This window comes from Actinokineospora fastidiosa, from assembly GCF_014648415.1.
In the GTDB taxonomy this organism is placed as follows: Bacteria; Actinomycetota; Actinomycetes; order Mycobacteriales; family Pseudonocardiaceae; genus Actinokineospora; species Actinokineospora fastidiosa.
The window spans coordinates 983,003-1,000,086 of record NZ_BMRB01000001.1 but is presented as its reverse complement, the minus strand read 5'-3'; the positions used below and the strand labels follow the sequence as shown (position 1 = coordinate 1,000,086).

The 17,084-nt window shown below is 71.1% G+C and carries 16 protein-coding genes, 2 tRNA genes and 1 pseudogene; 14 read left to right on the top strand and 5 right to left on the bottom strand.

All coding sequences use genetic code 11. The features are described 5' to 3' along the window. The first annotated feature begins 163 nt into the window (after positions 1-163). The 10 genes and pseudogenes from dnaN to IEY98_RS04690 all read left to right on the top strand — a co-directional run bounded on the left by dnaN (position 164) and on the right by IEY98_RS04690 (position 10,242). Positions 164-1,306 (top strand): DNA polymerase III subunit beta, encoded by a 1,143-nt coding sequence (gene dnaN, locus IEY98_RS04730; protein ID WP_189209011.1) that lies wholly within the window; start codon positions 164-166, stop codon positions 1,304-1,306. 25 nt (positions 1,307-1,331) lie between these two features. Then, positions 1,332-2,243, top strand: a complete 912-nt coding sequence (gnd, locus tag IEY98_RS04725) for a phosphogluconate dehydrogenase (NAD(+)-dependent, decarboxylating) (RefSeq protein ID WP_258905373.1) — start codon at positions 1,332-1,334, stop codon at positions 2,241-2,243. Next, on the top strand, positions 2,244-3,392 hold the full coding sequence (gene recF / locus IEY98_RS04720) for a DNA replication/repair protein RecF (protein WP_189209009.1): 1,149 nt from the start codon (positions 2,244-2,246) through the stop codon (positions 3,390-3,392). Between the two features lie 217 nt (positions 3,393-3,609). Then, positions 3,610-4,104: a DciA family protein gene (locus IEY98_RS04715; protein WP_189209008.1), complete on the top strand. Its 495-nt coding sequence runs from the start codon at positions 3,610-3,612 to the stop codon at positions 4,102-4,104. Positions 4,105-4,302: 198 nt separating this feature from the next. Further along, positions 4,303-6,282 carry a DNA topoisomerase (ATP-hydrolyzing) subunit B gene (gene gyrB, locus IEY98_RS04710; protein ID WP_189209007.1) on the top strand — a complete coding sequence of 660 codons (1,980 nt, stop codon included), beginning with the start codon at positions 4,303-4,305 and terminating at the stop codon, positions 6,280-6,282. 66 nt (positions 6,283-6,348) lie between these two features. Beyond that, entirely contained in the window at positions 6,349-8,937 is a 2,589-nt protein-coding gene (gene gyrA, locus IEY98_RS04705) for a DNA gyrase subunit A (RefSeq protein WP_189209006.1), read from the top strand. A 12-nt stretch (positions 8,938-8,949) separates the two neighbouring features. Next, positions 8,950-9,750 carry a DUF3566 domain-containing protein gene (locus tag IEY98_RS04700; RefSeq protein WP_189209005.1) on the top strand — a complete coding sequence of 267 codons (801 nt, stop codon included), beginning with the start codon at positions 8,950-8,952 and terminating at the stop codon, positions 9,748-9,750. Between the two features lie 54 nt (positions 9,751-9,804). Further along, positions 9,805-9,878 (top strand) — tRNA-Ile (locus IEY98_RS04695). Between the two features lie 138 nt (positions 9,879-10,016). Beyond that, positions 10,017-10,133, top strand: a pseudogene (locus IEY98_RS32410) (DLW-39 family protein); the annotation flags it as partial. A 36-nt stretch (positions 10,134-10,169) separates the two neighbouring features. After that, positions 10,170-10,242 (top strand) — tRNA-Ala (locus IEY98_RS04690). Positions 10,243-10,411: 169 nt separating this feature from the next. Here the strand turns inward: IEY98_RS04690 and IEY98_RS04685 are convergent. Further along, positions 10,412-11,635 carry a helix-turn-helix domain-containing protein gene (locus IEY98_RS04685; RefSeq protein ID WP_229786579.1) on the bottom strand — a complete coding sequence of 408 codons (1,224 nt, stop codon included), beginning with the start codon at positions 11,633-11,635 and terminating at the stop codon, positions 10,412-10,414. A gap of 279 nt (positions 11,636-11,914) precedes the next feature. Here IEY98_RS04685 and IEY98_RS04680 point away from each other — a divergent pair, with 279 nt between their 5' ends. Then, positions 11,915-12,778 (top strand): alpha/beta hydrolase family protein, encoded by an 864-nt coding sequence (locus IEY98_RS04680; protein WP_189209004.1) that lies wholly within the window; start codon positions 11,915-11,917, stop codon positions 12,776-12,778. 60 nt (positions 12,779-12,838) lie between these two features. On the opposite strand, the gene IEY98_RS04675 is transcribed toward IEY98_RS04680, so the two are convergent. Next, positions 12,839-13,288, bottom strand: coding sequence for a DoxX family protein (locus IEY98_RS04675; RefSeq protein WP_189209003.1), 450 nt, complete (start codon positions 13,286-13,288; stop codon positions 12,839-12,841). Positions 13,289-13,431: 143 nt separating this feature from the next. On the opposite strand from IEY98_RS04675, the gene IEY98_RS04670 reads away from it, so the two are divergent. After that, complete coding sequence (locus IEY98_RS04670; RefSeq protein WP_189209002.1) at positions 13,432-13,959, top strand: DUF2020 domain-containing protein; 528 nt, start codon at positions 13,432-13,434, stop codon at positions 13,957-13,959. 54 nt (positions 13,960-14,013) lie between these two features. Here IEY98_RS04670 and IEY98_RS04665 read toward each other — a convergent pair whose 3' ends face one another. Next, positions 14,014-14,679, bottom strand: coding sequence for a hypothetical protein (locus tag IEY98_RS04665; RefSeq protein WP_189209001.1), 666 nt, complete (start codon positions 14,677-14,679; stop codon positions 14,014-14,016). Between the two features lie 100 nt (positions 14,680-14,779). On the opposite strand from IEY98_RS04665, the gene IEY98_RS04660 reads away from it, so the two are divergent. Continuing rightward, positions 14,780-15,328, top strand: a complete 549-nt coding sequence (locus IEY98_RS04660; RefSeq protein ID WP_189209000.1) for a peptidylprolyl isomerase — start codon at positions 14,780-14,782, stop codon at positions 15,326-15,328. Positions 15,329-15,332: 4 nt separating this feature from the next. Further along, on the top strand, positions 15,333-16,241 hold the full coding sequence (locus tag IEY98_RS04655; protein ID WP_189208999.1) for a rhomboid family intramembrane serine protease: 909 nt from the start codon (positions 15,333-15,335) through the stop codon (positions 16,239-16,241). Between the two features lie 6 nt (positions 16,242-16,247). Here IEY98_RS04655 and IEY98_RS04650 read toward each other — a convergent pair whose 3' ends face one another. Both IEY98_RS04650 and crgA read right to left on the bottom strand, forming a co-directional pair. Then, the gene (locus tag IEY98_RS04650; protein ID WP_189208998.1) at positions 16,248-16,664 is read right to left on the bottom strand and encodes a PH domain-containing protein; all 417 of its coding nucleotides are present in this window, start codon (positions 16,662-16,664) and stop codon (positions 16,248-16,250) included. Positions 16,665-16,791: 127 nt separating this feature from the next. Next, entirely contained in the window at positions 16,792-17,058 is a 267-nt protein-coding gene (gene crgA / locus IEY98_RS04645) for a cell division protein CrgA (RefSeq protein WP_189208997.1), read from the bottom strand. Between the last annotated feature and the right edge of the window lie 26 nt (positions 17,059-17,084).

Genomic DNA, 17,084 nt, shown 5'->3' with positions numbered 1-17,084 from the left:
GCCGAATCTGGGGACAGCGGGCCGGGACCGCCCCTCCCGCTCGCCCGCCCCGACATGACGACCACGCCGTGAACGCTCTACGGTTGGGCCCTACAGCGTGGACAGCCCACCCGGGTCACGCCCCCGGCGTGGTCGACCCGCACGGGCGGTGGAAAGGACTCCCATGAAGATCCGCGTCGAGCGCGACAGCCTCGCCGACGCTGTCGCCTGGGTGGCGCGCAGCCTTCCTTCTCGGCCTCCGGTGCCCGTCCTCGGCGGTGTGCTGCTGGACGCCACGGCGGCCGACGGCGCCGACAGCGCGTCCGGCCTGACCGTCTCCGGCTTCGACTACGAGGTCTCCGCGACGGTCAACGTGCCCGCCACGATCGCCGACGAGGGCCGCACCCTCGTCTCCGGGCGGCTGCTCGCCGACATCACCAAGGCGCTGCCCGCCCAGCCGGTGGAGATCTCCGTCGACGGCGCGCGCGTCGCCATCACCTGCGGCAGCGCCAAGTTCAGCCTGCCGACCATGCCCGTCGAGGACTACCCGTCGCTGCCCGCCATGCCCCAGCACGCCGGTGAGGCCGCGGGCGAGGTCTTCGGCCAGGCCGTCAGCCAGGTCGCCGTGGCCGCGGGCAAGGACGACACGCTCCCGATGCTGACCGGCGTGCGGGTGGAGATCGCGGGCGACAAGCTCACCCTGGTCGCCACCGACCGCTTCCGCCTCGCCATGCGCGAGTTCGAGTGGAAGCCCAGCGGCGACGTCGAGGACGCCGCCGTGCTCGTCCCGGCCCGCACCCTGGCCGACGCCGCCAAGGCGCTCGGCTCCTCCGGGCGCACCGTCGAGCTGGCGCTGTCCTCCGGCGACGGCCTGCTCGGCCTGTCCGGCTCCGGCCGCCGCGCGACCACCCGGCTGCTCGACGCGGAGTTCCCGCGCTACCGCCAGCTGCTGCCCAACGAGCAGAGCTCCAGCGCGATCATCGCCGTCGCCCCGCTGGTCGAGGCGATCAAGCGCGTGTCGCTGGTGGCCGAGCGCGGCACCCAGGTCCGGCTGGAGTTCGCCGACGGCGGCCTGCGCCTGTCCGCGGGCGGCGACGACGAGGGCAGCGCGGAGGAGGAGCTGCCGGTGGAGTTCACCGGCGACCCGGTCACCATCGCGTTCAACCCGGCCTACCTGCAGGACGGCCTGGCCGCCCTGCACGCCGACCGCGCGGAGCTGTCGTTCACCACGCCGAACCGGCCTGCGTTGATCAAGCCGGTCGGGGAGGATGGGGAGGTCACCCCCGGGTACCTCTACCTGCTCATGCCGGTCCGCCTTCCCGGCTGACCCGGCTCCAACCGAGAGGAGCACCGTGCAGCTCGGACTCGTCGGCCTCGGCAAGATGGGCTTCAACATGCGCGAGCGGCTGCGCGCCGCCGGGCACGAGGTCGTCGGCTACGACCGCAACCCCGAGGTCAGCGACGCCGAGTCGCTGGCCGACATGGTCGGCAAGCTGGAAGCGCCGCGGACGGTGTGGGTCATGGTCCCCGCGGGCCAGCCGACCCGCACCGTCGTCGCCGAGCTGGGCGACCTGCTCAGCGAGGACGACCTCGTCATCGACGGCGGCAACTCCCGCTACACCGACGACCGCGGCAACGCCGACCTGCTCGCCGCCGACGGCGTCGGCTACCTCGACGTCGGCGTGTCCGGCGGGGTCTGGGGCCGGGAGAACGGCTACGGCCTGATGGTCGGCGGCGACGCGAAGTTCGTCGAGCGGGCCATGCCGATCTTCGACGCGCTGCGCCCGGAGGGTCCCCGCGAGGAGGGCTTCGTGCACGCCGGGGCCACCGGCGCGGGCCACTACGCGAAGATGGTGCACAACGGCATCGAGTACGGCCTGATGCAGGCCTACGCCGAGGGCTACGAGCTGCTCGACGCGGCCAGCGAGGTCACCGACGTGCGCGGCGTGCTCAAGGCGTGGACGCGCGGCACCGTGGTCCGGTCGTGGCTGCTCGACCTGCTGGTCAAGGCGCTGGACGAGGACCCGAGGCTCAGTGGGATCAGCGGGTACGTCGAGGACTCCGGCGAGGGCCGGTGGACCGTCGAGGAGGCGGTGCGCCACGCCGTCCCCGCCCCGGTGATCTCCGCGGCGCTGTTCGCCCGGTTCGGCTCCCGCCAGCCCGACTCGCCCGCGATGAAGGCGGTGTCCGCGCTGCGCAACCAGTTCGGCGGCCACGCGGTGCACAAGGCGGGCCCCACCTCGGGGGCAGGCGAAACACACTAGATGCACGTCCGGCACTTACAGGTGGCCGACTTCCGCTCGTGGGAGCGCGCCGACCTGGACCTGGAGCCGGGCCCCTCGGTGCTCGTCGGCCGCAACGGCCAGGGCAAGACCAACCTGGTCGAGGCGGTCGGCTATGTGGCGACCCTGTCATCGCACCGGGTCGCCGCCGACGCGCCGCTGGTCCGGCACGGCGCGCAGCGCGCCATCGTGCGGCTGGCCGTGGTCAACGACGACCGCGAGCTGACCGTGGAACTGGAGATCACCCCGGGCAAGGCCAACCGGGCGCGGGTCAACCGGGGCGCGGTCGGCAGGCCCCGCGACGTCCTGGGCATCCTGCGCACGGTGCTGTTCGCGCCCGAGGACCTGGCCCTCGTCCGCGGCGACCCGGGCGAGCGGCGCCGGTTCCTCGACGACCTGCTCGTCCAGCGCGCCCCGCGCTACGCCGGGGTGCGCGCCGACTACGACAAGGTGCTGCGCCAGCGCAACGCCCTGCTCAAGAGCGCGGCCGCGAACCGGCGCGCCCGCCGCGCCGACCCGGAGGCGCTGTCCACCCTCGACGTGTGGGACGGCCACCTCGCCGCGCACGGCGCGCAGCTGCTCGCGGCCCGGCTCGACCTCGTCGCCGCGCTGCGGCCGAGGGTCGCCGAGGCCTACGCCGGGGTCGCGCCGGAGTCAGCGCCCGCCCGCATCGCCTACCGCGCCGGTGTCGGGCTGCCCTCGGGATACGGCGACGACGTGCCCGCGGACCTCGCCGTCGTGTCCGACGCGCTGCTCACCGCCATGGCCGAGCGCCGCGACGCCGAGCTGGAGCGCGGCGTCAGCCTGGTCGGCCCGCACCGCGACGAGCTGGAGCTCGCGCTCGGCGACCTCCCGGCGAAGGGGTACGCCAGCCACGGCGAGTCCTGGTCCTTCGCGCTCGCCCTGCGCCTAGGCTCCTACGAACTGCTGCGCGCCGAGGGCAGCGAGCCGGTGCTCATCCTCGACGACGTCTTCGCCGAGCTCGACCGGGCCCGGCGGGAGCGCCTCGCCGAGACCGCGCTCGCCGCCGAGCAGGTGATCGTCACCGCCGCGGTCGCCGAGGACGTGCCCGAGGAGCTGGACGGCGCGCGGTACCGGGTGGCCGACGGGGAGGTGCAGCGTGTCCGATGACCTCTTCGGCGGCGCGCTGTTCGCCGAACCCGATCGGACTAGCGCTGGACCACAACCGGTGACCAGATCCGGCCGGAAGAACCCCACATCTGGGGACAACCCTGTGGATAGTGTGGATAACACGGTCACCGAGCGAGCGTTCGGCCTAGCGGGCGCGACCGGATCCGGTGAGTCATCCACACCCGGGCGTGAACCCGGTACAGAGCGTGACGAGGCGTTGCGCGGACCGGACCTCGCCCGCGCCGCCCTCGAGGCGGCCCGCAAGCAGGCCCGCGCCAAGCCGAGGCGCGGTGTTCCACGTGGAACAGCGACCGGCGCGCGCAGGCGTCGCCGCTGGTCGGGGCCCGGCGCCGACGAGCGCGATCCGCAGCCGTTGGGCAGACTTGCCTCCAGGCTGGCCGCCGACCGCGGCTGGTCCGACCAGCTCGCGGGCGGCCGCGTGTTCGGCAGGTGGGCCGCCCTGGTCGGCGCGGAGGTCGCCGAGCACGCCAAGCCGCTGTCGCTCAAGGACGGCGAGCTGACCGTGCAGGCGGAGAGCACCGCGTGGGCCACGCAGCTGCGGCTGCTCCAGCGCCAGCTGCTCGCCCGGATCGCCGCGGGCGTGGGCGCTGGCGTGGTCCGCAGGCTGAAGGTGCAGGGCCCCGCGGCGCCGAGTTGGCGCTACGGCCCCCGGCACGTCCCCGGGCGCGGGCCTCGCGATACCTACGGTTGAAAATCGCGGCTTGAAGTGCCGTGACCGGCGTCCGGACCCGCGCCACTCTCGATCGGGGCGTCTGTGAGCAAAACAGGCGGGTCCTTGGGCCGCTTCTGAAACGGCGCACCAGTAGTATGGGCGACAGGCACGCGCGGGCCCCCAGACCAACGGCCGCCGCCCACGAAGCAGACCGATCGCCTGAGGAGACACCGCCACGTGGCTGACAAGCAGGAGAACACCTACGGTGCCGGTTCCATCGGGGTCCTCAAGGGTCTGGAGGCCGTCCGACTCCGCCCCGGCATGTACATCGGTTCCACGGCAGAGCCAGGCCTGCACCACCTGATCTGGGAGGTCGTCGACAACAGCGTCGACGAGGCCATGGCAGGCCACGCGACCAGGGTCGAGGTCACGCTGCTGGCCGACGGCGGCGTCCGGGTCGACGACGACGGCCGCGGCATCCCCGTCGACGAGCACCCCGAGGAGAAGCGCTCCGCGCTCGAGGTCGTCATGACCGTCCTGCACGCGGGCGGCAAGTTCGACAGCGACAGCTACGCCGTCTCCGGCGGTCTGCACGGTGTCGGCATCTCCGTGGTCAACGCGCTGTCCACCCGGCTGTACGCCGAGGTCAAGCGCCAGGGCCACGTGTGGCGCCAGGAGTACCGCGACTCCGAGCCGGTCACCCCCGTGCAGCGCGGCGAGGAGACCGAGGAGACCGGCACCTCGATCAGCTTCTGGCCGGACGGCAAGATCTTCGAGACCACCACCTTCAACGCCGAGACCGTCGCCCGGCGCCTGCAGGAGATGGCCTTCCTCAACAAGGGCCTGACGATCTCCCTGCGCGACGAGCGCGTCTCCGACGAGGAGGCGGCCGAGGACGTGGTCGGCCAGGCCGCGCGGGTCAAGGAGCGCACGTTCCACTACCCGGGCGGGCTCGAGGACTTCGTCAAGCACATCAACCACGCCCGCGAGCCCCTGCACCGCAACGTCATCGCCTTCGAGGCCGAGGACAAGGACAAGGGCATCCAGGTCGAGGTCGCGATGCAGTGGAACACCGGCTACAGCGAGTCGGTGCACACCTTCGCCAACACGATCAACACCCCCGAGGGCGGCACGCACGAGGAGGGCTTCCGCGCGGCGCTGACCCGCGTGGTCAACCTCTACGCGCGCGACAAGAAGCTGCTCAAGGAGAAGGACGCCAACCTCGGCGGCGACGACGTGCGCGAGGGCCTGGCCGCGATCGTGTCGGTGAAGCTGTCCGAGCCGCAGTTCGAGGGCCAGACCAAGCAGAAGCTGGGCAACAGCGAGGCCAAGACGTTCGTCCAGGCCACCTGCAACGAGTGGCTGGCCGACTGGTTCGAGCGCAACCCGACCGAGGCCAAGCTGATCGTCACCAAGGCGGTGTCCTCCGCGCAGGCCAGGATGGCCGCGCGCAAGGCCCGCGAGCTGGTCCGCCGCAAGGGCGCGCTGGACATCGGCGGCCTGCCCGGCAAGCTGCGCGACTGCCGCTCGACCAACCCCGAGGAGTGCGAGCTCTACATCGTCGAGGGCGACTCGGCGGGCGGCTCGGCCAAGGACGGGCGCGACTCGCGGTTCCAGGCGATCCTGCCGATCCGCGGGAAGATCATCAACGTGGAGAAGGCGCGCATCGACCGCGTGCTGAAGAACACCGAGGTGCAGAGCCTGATCACCGCGCTGGGCACGGGCATCCAGGAGGACTTCGACCTCGCCAAGCTGCGCTACCACAAGATCGTGCTGATGGCCGACGCCGACGTCGACGGCAAGCACATCACCACCCTGCTGCTCACCCTGCTGTTCCGGTTCATGCGCCCGCTCATCGAGCACGGGCACGTGTACCTGTCGCAGCCGCCCCTCTACAAGATCAAGTGGCAGCGCTCCGAGCCCGAGTACGCCTACTCCGACCCCGAGCGCGACGGCCTGCTCGAGGCGGGCATCGCCGCGGGCAAGAAGATCAACAAAGAGGACGGCATCCAGCGCTACAAGGGTCTCGGCGAGATGAACGCCGAGGAGCTGTGGGAGACCACGATGGACCCGGCCAACCGGCTGTTCCTGCGGGTCAACCTCGAGGACGCCGCCCAGGCCGACGAGCTGTTCAGCGTGCTCATGGGCGAGGACGTCGACGCCCGGCGCTCCTTCATCACCCGCAACGCCAAGGACGTCCGCTTCCTCGATGTCTGATCGATCGATGGCTGATCCGGCGTCCGCACGCCGCGCCGACACACCGCTCGAAGGGATTCACCTGCCGTGACCGAGACCTTGCCGCCGCCAGGCGATCGCATCGAGCCGGTCGACATCCAGCAGCAGATGCAGAGCTCGTACATCGACTACGCGATGAGCGTGATCGTGTCCCGGGCCCTGCCGGACGTCCGCGACGGCCTCAAGCCGGTCCACCGCCGCGTCCTGTACTCCATGTACGACACGGGCCTGCGCCCCGAACGCAGCTACGTCAAGTGCTCCCGCGTCGTCGGCGACGTCATGGGCAACTACCACCCCCACGGCGACTCGTCGATCTACGACACCCTCGTCCGCCTGGCCCAGCCGTGGTCCATGCGCTACCCCCTGGTCGACGGCCAGGGCAACTTCGGCTCCCCGGGCAACGACCCGGCAGCCGCCATGAGGTACACCGAGGCCAGGCTCATGCCGCTGGCCATGGACATGCTGCGCGACATCGGCGAGGACACCGTCGACTTCGCGCCGAACTACGACGGCAAGACCAGTGAGCCCAAGGTCCTGCCCGCGCGCATCCCGAACCTGCTGGTCAACGGCGGCAGCGGCATCGCCGTCGGCATGGCGACCAACATCCCGCCGCACAACCTGCGCGAGGTCGCCGACGGTGTCGTCTGGGCGCTGGACAACCCCGACGCCGACGACGAGGAGACGCTGGCGCAGCTCATGCTGCGGGTCAAGGGGCCGGACTTCCCGACGCACGGGCTGATCCTGGGGACCGCGGGCATCGAGGAGGCCTACCGGACCGGCCGGGGGTCGGTGCGGATGCGGGCGGTCGTCGAGGTCGAGGAGGACGCCAAGGGGCGCACGATCCTCGTCGTCACCGAGCTGCCCTACCAGGTCAACCCGGACAACCTGATCGAGAACATGGCGCAGCTGGTGCGCGACGGCAAGCTCACCGGCATCTCCGAGATCGCCGACGAGTCCAACCGGCGCAGCGGCATGCGCATCGTCATCGGGCTCAAGCGCGACGCGGTCGCCAAGGTCGTGCTGAACAACCTCTACAAGCACACCCAGCTGCAGCACACGTTCGGCGTCAACATGCTGGCCCTGGTCGACGGCGTGCCGCGCACGCTGCGGCTGGACCAGATCGTGCGCCACTACGTGAAGCACCAGATCGAGGTCATCGTCCGGCGCACGCGCTACCGGCTGCGCAAGGCCGAGGAGCGCGCCCACATCCTGCGCGGCTACCACAAGGCGCTCGACCAGCTCGACGAGGTCATCGCCCTGATCCGCCGGTCGCCGTCGGCCGACGAGGCGCGCGTGGGCCTGATGTCGCTGCTCGAGGTCGACGAGATCCAGGCGACCGCGATCCTGGAGCTGCAGCTGCGCCGCCTCGCCGCCCTGGAGCGGCAGCGGATCATCGACGAGCTCGGCGAGATCGAGCGCTACATCGGCGAGCTGAACGCGATCCTGGCCAGCGACGAGCGCCAGCGCCACATCGTGCGCGACGAGCTGATGGAGATCGTCGAGAAGCACGGCGACGACCGGCGCACCCGGATCGTGCCGTTCGACGGCGACGTGTCGGTCGAGGACCTGATCGCGGTCGAGGACGTCGTCGTCACCATCACCCGGACCGGGTACGCCAAGCGCACCAAGACCGACCTGTACCGGGCGCAGAAGCGCGGCGGCAAGGGCGTGCAGGGCGCGGGGCTCAAGCAGGACGACATCGTGGCGCACTTCTTCGTGTGCTCCACCCACGACTGGATCCTGTTCTTCACCAATCAGGGTCGTGTCTATCGCGCGAAGGCGTACGAGCTGCCCGAGGCCAACCGGGCCGCGCGCGGGCAGCACGTGGCGAACCTGCTGGCGTTCCAGCCCGACGAGACCATCGCCCAGGTCATCCAGATCAAGGACTACCAGGTCGCGCCGTACCTGGTGCTGGCCACGAAGAACGGCCTGGTGAAGAAGTCGCGCCTGGCCGACTTCGACAGCAACCGATCGGGTGGTCTCATCGGTATCAACCTGCGTGAGGACGACGAGCTGGTCGGCGCGGTGCTGTGCGCGGCCGACGACGACCTGCTGCTCATCTCCGCGGGCGGCCAGTCCATCCGCTTCCACGCCGACGACGACGCGCTGCGCCCGATGGGCCGGGCGACCTCCGGCGTCACCGGCATGCGGTTCAACTCCGGCGACGAGCTGCTCACCGTCGGCGTGGTCCGCGAGGACACGTTTGTTTTGGTCGCGACCCGGGGTGGGTACGCCAAGCGCACGCCGATCGGGGACTACACGGCCCAGGGTCGCGGCGGCAAGGGCGTGCTCACCATCCAGCACGACGAGCGGCGTGGGAGGCTGGTGGGAGCGCTGATCGTCGACGAGAGCGACGAGCTGTACGCGATCACGTCCTCGGGCGGCGTCATCCGGACCAGCGCCCGCGAGGTGCGCAAGGCGGGCCGCCAGACGAAGGGCGTGCGGTTGATGAACCTGGGAGAGGGGACCACCCTGGTAGCCATCGCCCGCAGCGCCGAGGAGCCCGACGACGCCATCGCCGACGGCGGTGTCGTGGAGGGCGCCGAGGGCGGTGTCGTCGAAGGCGGCGGCGAGATCGATGGCGGTGTCGAGACCGATGGCACAGAGGCGCAGACCGACGCAGGCAGCGAGACGTAGGGGATTTCGCAGGTGACAGCACCCGACAAGCCGGAAGGCACCGAGCCGGAGGGCCCCGCAGAGCGCACCTCGGTCATCGCCGCCGGGCAGACGGACAACGAGGCCGACGACCGCGCCGACGACCAGGCGGCGGTGGCCACCCCACCGCCCTGGCAGCGGGTCAACGCCGACGAGCAGGCCGGGACGGCGCAGGACGCCACCCAGCACCTGCCGGTCAACGGCGACTCCCCGAGCTGGCCCACGGCGGGCGACAACCACGACGCGGCCACCGTCACGGTGCAGCGCCCCGTGGTCAGCGGCTCCGCGGCGCCCCGGCTTTTCGGGGGCGCACCGGCGCCGAACGAGGTGCACGACAGCGGCGTGCGCACGGGCGGCTTCGGCACCGGCGGCCTCAGCGGCCTCGGCGCGAGCAGCAGTCCCCCCTCGGCCCTGCGCAGGCCCGGCCGCGGCCCGCGCCGGGCCAACCTGCAGATCAAGCGCTTCGACCCGTGGTCGGTGCTCAAGCTGTCGCTGGTCCTGGGCGTGGCCCTGTTCTTCGTCTGGCTGGTCGCCGTCGGCGCGCTGTACGCGGTGCTCGACGGCATGGGCGTCTGGGACAAGGTCAACGGCATCTCCGACGAACTGCTCAACGCCAACACCGCGGGCGGCGGCGACCCGCTGATCAGCGCGGGCCGCGTGTTCGGCATCGCGGCGATCATCGGCGCGATCAACATCGTGCTGTTCAGCGCCCTGGCGACGGTCGGCGCGTTCGTCTACAACGTGTCCGCCGACCTGGCGGGCGGCCTGGAGGTCACCCTCGCCGAGCGCGAGTGACCACCCGGTTTGGGGCCGGGCGGCGGGCTGCTGTAGCCTTTCGTTCGTTCCCACGGGCCTATAGCTCAGGCGGTTAGAGCACTTCGCTGATAACGAAGGGGTCGGAGGTTCAAGTCCTCCTAGGCCCACCCGGGATGAGGGCGATCCGAGCACACGGGTCGCCCTTCATCATTCCCGGCATCGCCCGACCAGGTGACCGGGCCGGTGGCTAGACTGGGGCGAGCGCCCTTCCCGGGCGGTCCAGAGGTTATGAGGAGGCAGGGGTCGTGAAGAAGGTTCTCGCGCTGGCCGCCATCGTCGGTGGGGTGCTGTTCGTCGTGCGTCGCAAGAGCGCGGCCAAGGCAGAGGCCAACCTGTGGCGTGAGGCCACCGCGCCCGCCAAGTGAGGCTTGTCGGACACGACCCCTCGTGTCCGATTCGGGGACGTAGCTCAATTGGCAGAGCACTGCCTTTGCAAGGCAGGGGTTAGGGGTTCGATTCCCCTCGTCTCCACACCTGAACGACCGAAGGCCCAGTAGCCGGGATCGCCCCGCCTGCTGGGCCTTCGTCGATCACCGGGCCGCCTGCTCGACGTCCTGCAGCGCCCGACTGCCGAGGATGATCAGTCGTTCGAGGGCGGTCGGTCGCCGATCCTGAGCCCACCAACTGGCCCGGGGCGGGATCACACGTCGACGGCCAGGCGGTCGGCGAGGTGTTGCACGGGTGTTTGGCGGCGCTTGGCGCGTTCTGCCAGTTCGCGGACTGTTTGTCGGCCCAAGGTGTGGTAGCGCAGCCACTCCGGGGCGGTTCGCTCGGCTGCCAGGAGTTGGTCGACCGCGGCTTCGTCGTGGTCGAGTTCGCTGTGGGCGATGGCGAGGTCGAGCAGGTGGCGGGCTCGCCAGGTCGGCGAGACCCAGCCCTGTCGCGGCAGCTCCTCGGCGAGGGTCAGCGCCTTGTCGAACTGTTCGCTCTCCACCGCGGCGTTGACCGCCGCGATGCTGGCGTTGGTCGGACCGAACGGGGTGGCGTAGAGGTTGAGGTCGCTGCCGATCCGGGCGGCCGCGGCGCGTGCCAGGCTCAGGTGTTCGTCGCTGCGCCCGACCCGCTTGTCGCGCACGGCGGCGCTGGCGGCGCGCAGCAGGAGAATGCCCCAGACGGCCAGGCGTTCGGGTGGGTCGCGGACGAAGTCCGGACCCATCCGCTCGGCTTGGCGCAGTGCCGCGTTCTCGGCGTCGGCGAGCCGACCTTGCTTGAAGAAGACCCAAGACAGGGCCGAGACGTTCATGGCGTGGAGCAACTCGTCGTCGGACTTCTCGGCTGCTTCCTGAGCGCGGATGAGGCCGATATAGCCGATGTCCGCCTTGCCGAGCCCGGTCATCATGGTCGAGGCGATCTGGAGGGCTTCGGACAACAAGCCGTATGCCGCCACCTGGTCCTGACCGGAGAGCGCCCGGGTGGCGGCCCGGGCTTCGGCCATCAGACCGGGCAGCATGGCCCCGAGCTGCGCGAAGCTGCCGTGCTGGCGGATGTGCTCGGCTTCCTTGAGCGCGCTGTGCAGGTGCTCGATGGTGGGCGGCTCATCGTCGAAGACGTTGTCGTCGCCGAGTCCGGGGAAGTGGTCGAGGGCGCTCAGCTCGTCGCGGATGGCGAGGATGCCCACCGCTGCCTCGTCGACCGTCGCCTGGATCGTGCCTGCCTGCCCGAGGAGCCTGGGAAGCTCGATGTCCAACGCCCGTGCCAGGCGGGTCAGCGAACTCATGCTCGCCGTGTGCCGCACCTCCTGCTCCAGCTTCCGCACCAGGTCGACGCTGACCTGCGCTTTCTCGGCCAACTGCTCCTGGGTGAGCAGGCGGCGGGTCCGCGCCCGCTTGACGCGCGCGCCCAGGCTCACGTCGTTGCTGGTCAAGAGGCCATCACCTCCAGTCGGATGGGTCCACGGTACGGCCGATCGCGGTGCCGATGAAGGCAGGGAATCTCGTGGCCCGCTTCCGGGTCGTCTTCGGGGTAAACCCCGATTCCGCGCGGCGGTCGCGCGCTTACGTTGGGGTGTATGCAGAACGCGATTGTGTCTACTGTGGCCGTTCTTGGGTTGACCGCCGGGTTGCCCGCTCCGTCCGGGGAGCTGCCGGTGGGGGTCGGCTCGCTACGGGTCGTCGATCGGGAGCGCGGGGATCCGTTGGGGGGTGTGGACTATCGGGAGCTGATGGTCGACATCCGGTATCCGGCGCGGTGGGAGGCGGGGGAGGCGGCGGCGCAGTTCGGGGCGGGGGAGGCGGCGGCGTTCGGGGAGTTGGCCGGGCGGTTCAACTACGGGGTCGAGCCGGGGGGTTTCGACTGGGCCGCGACGCGCACGCACGCCTACCGGGACGTGCCGGTCAGGGAGGGGCGGTGGCCGGTCGTCATCTACTCGCCGGGGTTGGGGGACGCGCGGGCCTGGAACACCGGGTTGGTGGACGACCTGGTCAGCCGAGGCCACGTCGTCATCACCATCGACCACACCTACGACTCCTCCGGCGTGCAGTTCCCGGGCGGGCGGGTCGTGCGGAGCGTGTTGTTCGACGCGGAGCCGTCCCGCGAGCTGATCAAGACCGTGCTCGACACCCGGGTGGCCGACCTGCGGTTCGTGCTCGACCAGCTGCCGCACGTGGCGGCGCGGTTCCGGATGGATCTGCGGCGGGTCGCCGTGGTCGGGCACTCGGCGGGTGGGGCCGCCGGACTGCAGGCCATGTACGAGGACGCGCGCATCCAGGCGGCGGTCAACTTCGACGGGCAGCTGTCCTACGCGTTCACCGACGACGGCAGCGACCTCATCCAGGTCGCCCAGGCTGGCCTCTGCCGCCCGTTCCTCCTCGTCGGCGCCGGACCGCCCAAGCCGTCGTGGCGGGCGCTCATGGCGCACTCGGAGGGCCCGCACAGCGCCCTCAGCGCGCCGCACGCCACGCACGCGTCGTTCACCGACGCGGAGGCGCTGCTGCGGGGCGACCCGCACGGGCTCGTCGAGTGGAACCGCCGGGTCGTTGCCGACTTCCTCGACCGCGCCATCGGCTAGTGCTGGTTCCACGTGGAACCAAGGCGGCCTGCGCCGGTCCCCGCGCAGGCCGCCTGACGGTCACGCGGGGATGAGGAAGCCGTCGTTGGCCTGCTCCGCCGACGACGCCGTCCGGATCTTCGCCAGCGCCGTGTCCAGCGCCCAGCGGCCGGGGCCGATGACGGCGATGACCAGGAACGCCCAGCAGAACAGCGCCGAGAGCTCACCGCCGTTGGTCAGCGGGGAGAGGTCCTTCGGCTGGTGCGCGACGAAGTACGCGTAGGCCATCGAGCCCGAGCACAGCAGCGCCGCGATTCGGGTGGTGAGGCCGACGAGCACGAGCGCGCCCGCCACCAGCTGGATCACCGCCGCCCACCAGGTGGGCCACTGCCCGATCTCCGGGGTGACACCGCTGCGCGGCGTGCCCATGAAGCTGAACAGGGTCGCGGTGCCGTGGAACGTGAACAGCAGCGCGATGACGATCCGGAACATCTCCAGCACGTGGGGTTTCGATCGCTCGATCAGGTCCATTGTCGGTTGCCCTCTCTGGTCAATCGGCAGGGTGCTCACTTTCTGGTGGCGTAGGCCACACTTGGAGTAATGCCTATCGCGATCGTGCGGTTCAATGAGTGGCGTGGATCACACTCGACTGGGTCTGGTTGACTGCACCCGCCATGAACCGAGTCCTCCTCGTGCTCCCGCTGGTCGCGGTCGCCGCCTGCACGGCGAACCCGGCGCCGGGACCCGCGCCCACGACCCCGCCGGAGACCACGACCACCGCGAGCCCGCCCGCCGAGGCGCCGCCCGCGCCGGAGCCGTCGGCCGACGGACCGTGCCCGTACCTGGAGACCGAGGAGGTGGCGAACGCCAACGGCCAGCGGGTCGGGAGCGTGAAGACCTCCGACGGCGACCCGCCGAGCTGCTTCTTCTACCGCCCCGACGGCAGCGTGCAGCTCACCGTGCGGATCTACAGCGGTGACGAGGCGGCCGCCAAGGCCGTCGTCGACGAGGCCGCGCCGGTGGACAGCTCCAACCCGGCCAACGCCCCCGCCGGGTGGAAGGGCGGCTCGCTCGCCGGGGACGACGGCGCGCTGTACGCGGTCGCCAAGGACGGCACCGCCGTCGTCGTCAGCACCAACCAGGAGCAGACGATCAAGGCGCGCCGGATCACCGAGACGGTCATCAAGAATCTGGGCCTCTGACGCAAAACGGGCCGCGCCCCCCACTGGGGGAGCGCGGCCCGTTTCCGTGATCGGCTAGTTCTGCTTCTCCGCCGTGATCCGCACCTCGGGCTTGGCCTGCCCGTTGCGCTCGGCCGAGGTCTGCTCGGGCATCGGCGTCGGGACGACCGGCGTGACGACCTCCTCCTCGGTCCGCTTCTTCCCGCGCAGCGCCACGACGGCGCCCGCCGCCATCGCGACGGCGGCGATCAGCCACGGCCAGCGCCGGGGCCCTCGGTTCTCCTTCGCCGCGGCCTTGGCAGCGGCCCGCGCCGCCTTGACCTGCTCGCGCAGTTCCGCGCGGTAGGCCTCGACCTGCGGCTTCAGGTCCTTCTTCAACTGCTTGGCCTGGGCGCGCAGCGGCTTCACCGCGCCTGCCGCGCCACGTCCCGCCCGGCTGTTCCCGGCGTTCTTGCGGGCCTGCTTCGCGGCCTTGGCCAGGTCCTTGCGGGTGCGCGCGGCCGTCTTCGCCAGGCGCTTGCGGGCCCGCTTCCCGGACTCCTGCAGCTCCTCGCGGGCGACCAGGGCGCTCTCGGCGAGCGCCTCGGCCACCTGCTGCGGGGCCAGGCCCCTGGCCGCCAGCCTGTGCTCGGCGGCCTGCGCCGCCTCGGCACCCGCCGCGCGGGCCTGGGCGGCACCCTGGCGCACAGCGCGCCAGCCGGTGCCGACGGCCTTGCCCACCGTCTCTCCGGCCCGGGTCATCGCTTCACCTCATCTGTCAAGAAGGGTCGGTAACGGATAAGTGACGCGCTCAATCCTGCCCCTAACCGACCGATCCCGCTGAAGATGGCACGATGGGGCGGTGGCAGACAGCAACGAATCGCTCGTCGGGACCAAAGTGACCGCCACCCTGCACACCTCGCTGGGTGACATCCGGGTCAACCTTTTCCCCGACCACGCCCCCAAGACCGTGGCCAACTTCGTCGGCCTCGCGGAGGGCACCAAGCAGTACACGGACAAGAACGCCAAGGGGGGCACGTCCGGCCCGTTCTACGACGGGTCCATCTTCCACCGGGTGATCTCCGGCTTCATGATCCAGGGCGGTGACCCGACCGGCACCGGCCGAGGCGGCCCCGGCTACAAGTTCGCCGACGAGTTCCACCCCGAGCTGCAGTTCAACCGGCCCTACCTGCTGGCGATGGCCAACGCGGGCCCGAACACCAACGGCTCGCAGTTCTTCCTCACGGTGGGCCCGACCACCTGGCTGAACTTCAAGCACACGATCTTCGGCGAGGCCGCCGACCAGCAGTCCCGCGACGTCATCGACGCGATCGGCCGGACCACCACCGGCCCCGGCGACCGCCCGGTCGAGGACATCGTGATCAACAGCATCACCATCGAGCGCGCCTAGCCTCGTGGCGACCCCGCACGGGGCGCAGGCGGGCCTGCCCGTCTGCGCCCGGCACCGCGACCGGCCGACCGGCCTGTCCTGCACCCGCTGCGGCCGACCGGCCTGCCCGGAGTGCCTGGTGGACGCGTCGGTCGGCTACCAGTGCGTGGACTGCGTTGAGCAGGGCCGCCGGACCACCCGGCAGGCCACCACGGTCGCTGGCGCGCGCACCGACGGCAAGGTCGTGCTGGTCCCGATCCTCATCGCGGTCAACGTCGCGGTCTTCCTGCTGACCGCGGTCCTGGCGCAGAGCGTCACCGAGAACGGCGACTCGCCCTTCTTCCGCGCGCTCGTCGGGTTCGACCCGTCGATCACCGATGGCCAGCCGTGGCGGCTGCTCACGGCGGGGTTCCTGCACTTCGGGCCGTTCCACGTGCTGGTCAACATGATGTCGCTGTGGTTCCTGCGCGACACCGAGCTCGTGCTGGGCAGGGCGCGCTTCCTGGCGCTGTACCTGCTGGCGCTGCTGGGCGGCAGCGTGGCCGAGTACGTCTTCGGCGACATCGGCGGCCAGCTCGCGGGTGCCTCCGGCGCTGTCTACGGCGTGCTGGGCGCGCTGGTGGTGCTGGTCATCCGGCTCCGGCGCGGACAGGCGACGCAGCTCATCGTCTACGTGCTGGCGCTGACCCTCATCACCTGGTGGGTGATCCCGAACGTCTCGCTGCTCGGGCACCTCGGCGGGCTCGTCGTCGGCGCGGCGCTGGCGGTCGCGTTCGTCTACGCCCCGCCCGCGAACCGGCTCGCGCTGCACATCGGGGCGTGCGCGCTGGTGGTCGTGGCGCTCGCGAGCCTGTACGTGCTGCGCCAGGGCCAGCTGGCCGAGCTGGTGTTCTGCACCGACCCGACCGCCATGATCTGCTACATCACGCGCTAGACGACGTCAGGTGCGCAGGCGGACCAGGGCGTCGGCGACGTCCTCCGGGTCCGCGCCGAGGTCGAGCCGCCCGAGCAGGACCAGGGCGGGCGGCTCGGCGTTGTCGGCGTCCAGCTCCACCGCGGTCGACACGCGCCCGAGCCTGCGCGTCCGGACGAGCCGCACGTTCACCTCGGCCCACCGCCAGTGCCTGCTGCCCGTCAGCCCGCGCACGGTGATGCCGTCGCGGTCTGCCGACAGCCGCGGCCGCGCCACCGTGCCGAACAGGGCGATCAGGCCCAGCATGACGGCGGCGACGAGCAGCATGAGTCCGCCGCGCCGGTCGTCGACCAGCAGCGCGGCTGCCACCGCCCCGGCGCACAGCGCCCAGCCCACCGCCACCGCGGCGGGGTCCGGGGCCCAGGACGACCGGTGCTCATTCATGGTTGTCCACAGCAGTTATCCACACTGGGGATGACTTACATCCATGTGGTTCAGCCGGTAGGGGCCGAACGGCGCAGTCCTTGAGACCCCGAACGGGGGTACGGGGCGACGGACTGTGGATGGCCGCCTACCGCCAGCGCATCGTCATCAGCAGGCCCGCGATCATCAGCGCGAACCCGATGGCGAAGTTCCAGTTGCCGAGGTCGGCCATGAAGGGGATCTTCTCCCCGGCGATGTAATTCACGACCAGCCACGCCAGGCCGAGCACCATGATGCCCAGCATGATGGTGATGTAGAGCGGGTGGGACGGTCCGGCGGGCTTGACCTTCACCGCTGTCCGGCGGTCGGCCGGAGGGGTGTAGGCGGCCTTCTTGCGGACCTTCGACTTCGGCATGCTGTCCTCGCCTGGCTGGGAACTTC